This is a genomic window from Microcoleus sp. Pol12B4 (assembly GCF_036701385.1).
Classification (GTDB): Bacteria; Cyanobacteriota; Cyanobacteriia; order Cyanobacteriales; family Microcoleaceae; genus Microcoleus.
The window spans coordinates 1-3,702 of record NZ_JAUBQR010000358.1; the positions used below are offsets into that span (position 1 = coordinate 1).

The window sequence follows — 3,702 nt, forward strand, 5'->3', positions numbered from 1 at the left end:
AAGCCCTAGAGCTAAATGTTTGCTCGAAGGCTCCGGCTCTCGTGCAAGGAAAGTAATTGCACTTAAGATTTGATGCACGCCAAGAAGGTTATTTTCCGAAGGCATTTGCCTGATCGGCATTGGGCCTTCGACAAAGTTCATGCTACTGGTTCTTGCATCAAAAGTTACATTTTATTGCACCATATAAGAGCAACGAGCTCGATCTCATATTCTGGGTTTTAAACCTTTTTCCACAATTTGCGCTTGGTAAAAGCTCGTCTTTTTTATGAGAAGATTTTAATTCAGATGCCCAAACATCTTGATAAAACTTTACAATTCTTCATTTTTAGGGTTTTCAGCGCCGTGTATTGTCCAATCTGAAAAACTGAGAACCAGCATCGTGCTAGCTAACTGCTTTTGTCAGGTCAGAGAGAGACTTTATGAGTTTGATCGGTTTCTTTGCAAAAGTTTGATACATTCTTCTCAGCAAACCTTCTGGCTATCCAAGAGAGAGTTTAAATGGCTTTTTGACCGCAAGCATCCACGATACAAGCCCTCGGATTCATCCCTGGAGAAATAAAAAACCTATATCCGATGAAACTTGCCCCCCGAATTTATCCGTGGGGTCTATGCTTCAATTCTAAAATCTAAAATCTAAAATCTAAAATCTAAAATCTAACATCCATTGACCCCGCCCAAAAATGGATATAAGTTTCCGACAGGAATCGCCTGCAGCCCAAAGTTTTAGACTCTTGTTCAAGCTCCAGATTCATCTGTGGAGTAAATCTCAAATCGTTCGAAGGGCGACTCGGCAGCTCGCCCAACGTCTGAGCCCGGCGAGACTGAGCGGGGCTCGACGGCTCGCCCAAAGTCTCGCCGAAGTCTCAAAACTCAAATCTAAAATCGACTGACTTCCCCATAATAGGTTTGTTTACTCCGCTCTTTGACTGGGGGACAAAACGATGTGTTTTTTTTTACCCCAAACATAGCCAGATAAATCCCCCGACAATGGACGATATTTATCCTCTACAAATCCCAGTAAGTTGCCAGAAATAATCTCAGGTATATAAGTCTTTAACCAGTCTGTAATCTTCGGTTTTTTATCATTTGGGTATTGTTTGGGGTGGAGTTTTTGAGCTGTTTGTCAGCTAACCAGTGGCGGCTTAAACAGAGTGTAATAGCTTGGTTTTAAGTCAGACATCACCTCGTAGTTCTCGAACATAATCGTTGGATTTGTGCTAAATTCCAGTTTTTTGACTGCAGTCAGGAAATGACTGCTGCGCTTTGCACAGATTCTAGATAACTGACCAAGAATTTCTTGATGGTACAAGCCCCCAGATTTATCCGCGGGATCAATCTAAAATCTAAAATCCTCAAGCCCCCGGATTTATCCGTGGGGTCAATCTAAAATCTAAAATCGCGCAATCGATTGACTGAAACTCGTCGTTCTGCCAATTTTAACGTAGAGATACAAGTAATTTTGAGAGTTTAGTTTATGAATGAATGAAGCCGTAAATGACTTATTTAACCTGCTAAATCTCGGCAACAATAACCTTAAATAAACATTTGACTCAAACAATACTGCTTCGATGGTGTATAAATTGGACTATCTCAACTCATTTAGGTCGCTTAAATAAGTAGGTAAAAATATCCTCAATGTGGGTAGAGTCTTGAACTCATACAGTGTTTTGTATAGGACGCATTCTTAGATAAAACTACCAATCCAAGACATACATGGTATTTGTCTTGGCGCAATTTGTTAGGTTTTAGCTTTAAAAAAATTAAGTGGCGCTCTCATTATTCTAACAGCGTAATTGGGATTATAGAATAATTACTGCTGGCGAAAGTTTTAATTGCGAGAGGGTTGAATTGTTTGGTATGTTTTAGAGAATAGTACCCGATCGCAATTAAAGCTGAAATGAGGGGCAATTGCACAAACTGGGTTTTATAAAAAAAGCTGGTTTTTAGATTGGGTATGAATGGGGAGGCTGGGGAGGGCGCCGCTGGCCAATCACGGCTGCAATTGACACGTGGATCTAGGTGCGAAGGTTTTCGATAAAAAATATTATGTAAGAAAAAACTTGACATCAGCAGGTCATCGAAAGTAAAAATAAATAATAGGCATAACGAAATGAGGCTTTATATTTGATTCGCGATAGGCAATCGGGAAGTATGGCATTGAGAAGTTGCTATCCCCTAAAACAATTTCTGCTGAAATACATCCGGTAATATACGGAGTATCTAGGATTTTTTCGCAATCTAAAATCTAAAATCTAAAATGGCAACAGCTATTCTTGAGCTGGAAATCTCCAAACTCCCGCCAGAAATTACGGTTGAGGAGCGTTACAGCAAAGCCTTGATTTTAATTCGACTGCACGGAAAACCGATCGGTCAAGCTCTTTTGTCCGTAGTCGGAGGCCGCATTGGCGGTGACGAATTACGGAAAACACTGAGGAATGGTGCTGGTGACAACTTGTGGAAAAACTTGCTCTACGACACTTTAGAATGGGATGAGCGGGGGTCGGTGGAGGCATTGCCGATCGCCACAGTAGCCGTTTGCACGCGCGATCGACCGGAAGATTTGCGGCGCTGTCTAGACGCGCTGATGCTGCTGCCAGATGATGGTCAGGAATACCTGGTAATTGACAATTGTCCCAGCACGGACGCTACCAAGGAACTAATCAAAAATTACCCAAAAGTCCGCTATGTGCGCGAAGACTTACCGGGATCTAGCGCTGCCCGCAACCGAGCTTTATGCGAAGCTAAACACGAATTCGTAGCATTTACAGATGATGATGCTGCCCCCGATCCGAACTGGCTGCGATCGCTCTTGTGGAATTTTAGCGATCCGCGAGTGATGTGCGTCACGGGGCTGGTGATGCCCTTAGAACTGGAAACCGAAGCGCAAGAATGGTTTGAGTGCTACAGCCCTCACGGGCGGGGATTTGAGCGCCGAGTAGTTGACGGGGCGCACTGCAATCCTCTGATTGTCCATCTTGTGGGAGTTTCAGCGAGTATGGCTGTGCGGAAAAGTTTGATCGACTACATTGGCCTGTTTGACGAAGCTTTGGGGGCGGGAACACCTACGGTGGGGGGCGAAGACTGTGAACTATTTGCCCGCATTTTGCGCGCGGGTTACTGCATTGTCTACGAGCCGAGAGCATTGAGCTGGCACCGCCATCGGCGCACTTGGGAAGAATTGCAAAAAACGCTCCAAGGCTACGGAATCGGAGTCTATGCTTTCTGGACGCGGCTGTTTGTAATCAACAGAGAATTCAGTGTACCTCTATTAGCTTGGGGATGGCTGCGGTATAAGCAAATTCCTGAATTAATTGCTTCTTGGAGAAAGCAACCGGGCTGTATTCCTAGTGACTTACTTTTGGCTCAACTGCGGGGGTGCATTAGCGGGCCGATGGCTTATTTTTATTCTCGCAAGCGGTTGCAGGAACTTAAAGGGGAAGTCAATCGATTTGAGATTTGAGATTTGAGATTTACTCCACAGATGAATCTGGGAAATGAAACTAAGGTCTCAGCTTTTTGGATTAGTCATTAGTCAGGAGGAATACGGAAGATAACCAACGGATGGTGTAATGGATTTAAGGGATTTAACAGATAGATATTGAGGGACCAGGGAAGAAGTAATACCATTTCTCCAAAATTATGCTACAGTATTTAGTGCCGATAGAATGTAATCCCATCCGGTTATCGATGTTATTGTCTCCA

At 43.6% G+C, this 3,702-nt stretch carries 1 protein-coding gene; it reads left to right on the top strand.

Going from position 1 to position 3,702, the window contains the following annotated elements; translation table 11 throughout:
* The first annotated feature begins 2,257 nt into the window (after positions 1–2,257).
* Positions 2,258–3,460, top strand: a complete 1,203-nt coding sequence (locus tag QUA38_RS27990; protein ID WP_333167645.1) for a glycosyltransferase — start codon at positions 2,258–2,260, stop codon at positions 3,458–3,460.
* Positions 3,461–3,702 lie beyond the last annotated feature (242 nt).